The sequence below is a fragment of the Protofrankia sp. Cas8 genome, from assembly GCF_963555845.1.
Taxonomy (GTDB): domain Bacteria; phylum Actinomycetota; class Actinomycetes; order Frankiales; family Frankiaceae; genus Protofrankia.
Window position 1 is genome coordinate 1 of sequence record NZ_CAUVXI010000118.1, and the last position, 2,107, is coordinate 2,107.

Below are 2,107 nucleotides of genomic sequence, written 5' to 3' on the forward strand. Positions count from 1 at the left end.
GGCTCGACGCCCTCGCCGCCCGCCACCGGGCAGGCGCCGTAGCCGAAGACGCTGACGTCGAAGTAGTGCCTGGCCCGGCCGCCGACCTCCTTCGCCGACTTCACGCACAGATCGAGCAGGATCTTGTTCACGGCGCGGGCGGCGCCATCGGCGAGGGTACCCCCGCTGGACTGCCACGGCTGCTTCATCGAGTCGGACCGGTCGAGCAGGAACATGATGCAGCCGGGGTTGGTACGGGAGAAGGTCTGCTCGTACATTCGTCCATCCGTCCTGGTCAGCGGGTATTTCGGCGGCGACTCGCGACGACGACGACCGGCCACGCGGCTCCGGGCTGCCAGGTCCACTCGTGGCCATCGACGCGGCAGTGGAACGCGTATCCCGCACCGGCGTGCCGGACGTCGAGGCGGAACGCGCCGCATCGCGGGCACTGCACGACGCGGGCGGAGTCGCGCAGCTCCCCGAGATCGCGCGGAGCCGGGCGGGCCGGCGCGGTCGCCGCGGGTGCCGCGGCCGGCGGGGCGTCCCTGTTCCACCACTGCCCCGCGGGCGGGGCGCTGCCTGCCGGCTGCCCGACCGGCAGCACAAGCTTCGTGGCCTCCGGCTGCGAGGTCTGCGGCTGCGAGGTCTGCGGCTGCGCGCCGCCGGCGCCCGGCCCGGACGACGGGCGCCTCAGTTCCGGCGATTGGGCGCGGTCCGTGACCGGTTGCCCCAGCAGAGCCGCGAGCAGCGTGCCTGCGGCGGCGGACCCGAGAACCACGGCGAGCGTCGTCCCGAACGGGCGGTCCTGGAACCGCAGGGCCCAGCCGAATCCGGCCGCGACGAGCGCCGACGTCGCGAGCAGCGGGAGCTGGAGCCGTCCCGCCGCGGGCCGTCCCGTCACGACTTCTCCAGGCGGAACCGCACGTCGGCGGCCGGGTTGGTGACCGGCTGGCACTGCTGGCCGGTCGTTTTCGAGTCGGCGAACCGCCAGCCGGTCGGCAGGTCCAGGCAGACCGTCGCGTTCAGCGGCAGCTTGGACGGCGTGAACCGCCCGGTCTTGTCGAGTACGTAGCTCTGTAACACGCGCTCTGCGTCGCGGATCGTGACCGTGCTGATGCTCGGGACCTGGACGCCCTTGTCCGTCGTCTCCGCGACCACCTGGACCGGCTCGACGGTCAGTTTGGTCTCCCTGCCGTCGGATATCTGCTCCCGGCTCTCCCGGCTGCACGCCGACGCCGGCTTCGGCCCGACCAGCCGCACCGGGGCCGCCGACGAGACCACGCACACGTCCTGGTCGCGGACCTGGACGGTCAGGTCGGCCAGGAGCCGGGCATCCGCCGCCAACACAGTGACGGTGACCCCCTCCCGCGGCAGGATGAGGCTTGACAGCGCGACGGCACCGAACGCGATCACCGCCGCGTACCCGGGTGCCAGCGCCGGGTGCCGCCACGGCGACGCGCGACGCTCTGTCACACGCATGTGAACGGCGAGTTGACGCTGCCCGAACCGGTCCGGTTCGGGGCGGAGACGACCACCGTGAAACCCCCGCCGCCGGAGTAGCTCCCGCCGATACGGACGACCTCGCTCTCGTCCTCGTGGAGGAACCCGGACGACGGGGTGACCGAGACACCCGACGCGGACGTGGCCTTCCAGCGGATCGCCCCGTGGTAGGCGGAGATCTTCAGCTTGCTGTCGATACTCGCGCAGTCGACGCGGTTAGTGCTGTTCGTGCCCCGCTGCGTGACATTCGGGGTTCCCGTCGAGTCCGCCGTCGCGCTCGTCGTGACGTTCGGGGTTCCCGTCACCTTCGATGTCGCGCTCGTCGTGACATCCGGGCGCCCACTCGTGCCCGACCCGCCCGTGCCGCCGCCGAGACCGGGCGAGCTGGAGCAGGCGGTGATCTGGCCGCCGACGACCGCGAGTACGACGATCGTGGCAAGCACGCGTGCGAGCACCTTCAGCGCAGCCTTCATGGGAAGGAGTCTCGGGCGGACCGCGACCGGGCACATCGGTGCCGACACCGGCTTCCGGGACCGGTTTTCCCAGTGCTGGCACCGAGGTCGGGGCCGGAGACCGGGTGCTACCGTCCGTGCGATGGACCGGGTGGCGGTGGGCCGCGTCTTCATCG

General features: G+C 72.1%; 3 protein-coding genes and 1 pseudogene. All 4 read right to left on the minus strand.

The window, feature by feature from the left end; translation table 11 throughout:
* Positions 1 to 257 (minus strand): annotated as a pseudogene (locus U9977_RS16715) (VWA domain-containing protein); the annotation flags it as partial.
* Between the two features lie 17 nt (positions 258 to 274).
* Positions 275 to 880 (minus strand): hypothetical protein, encoded by a 606-nt coding sequence (locus U9977_RS16720; RefSeq protein WP_322750201.1) that lies wholly within the window; start codon positions 878 to 880, stop codon positions 275 to 277.
* Positions 877 to 1,458, minus strand: a complete 582-nt coding sequence (locus U9977_RS16725) for a hypothetical protein (RefSeq protein ID WP_322750202.1) — start codon at positions 1,456 to 1,458, stop codon at positions 877 to 879. Before U9977_RS16725 ends, U9977_RS16720 begins: the two co-directional genes overlap by 4 nt.
* Positions 1,449 to 1,952, minus strand: coding sequence for a hypothetical protein (locus U9977_RS16730; protein ID WP_322750203.1), 504 nt, complete (start codon positions 1,950 to 1,952; stop codon positions 1,449 to 1,451). Before U9977_RS16730 ends, U9977_RS16725 begins: the two co-directional genes overlap by 10 nt.
* Positions 1,953 to 2,107 lie beyond the last annotated feature (155 nt).

Bases quoted from the DNA above. Each gene is read 5' to 3' on its own strand.
- U9977_RS16725 (WP_322750202.1), bottom strand. From the start codon at position 1,458: ATGCGTGTGACAGAGCGTCGCGCGTCGCCGTGGCGGCACCCGGCGCTG.
- U9977_RS16730 (WP_322750203.1), bottom strand. From the start codon at position 1,952: ATGAAGGCTGCGCTGAAGGTGCTCGCACGCGTGCTTGCCACGATCGTC.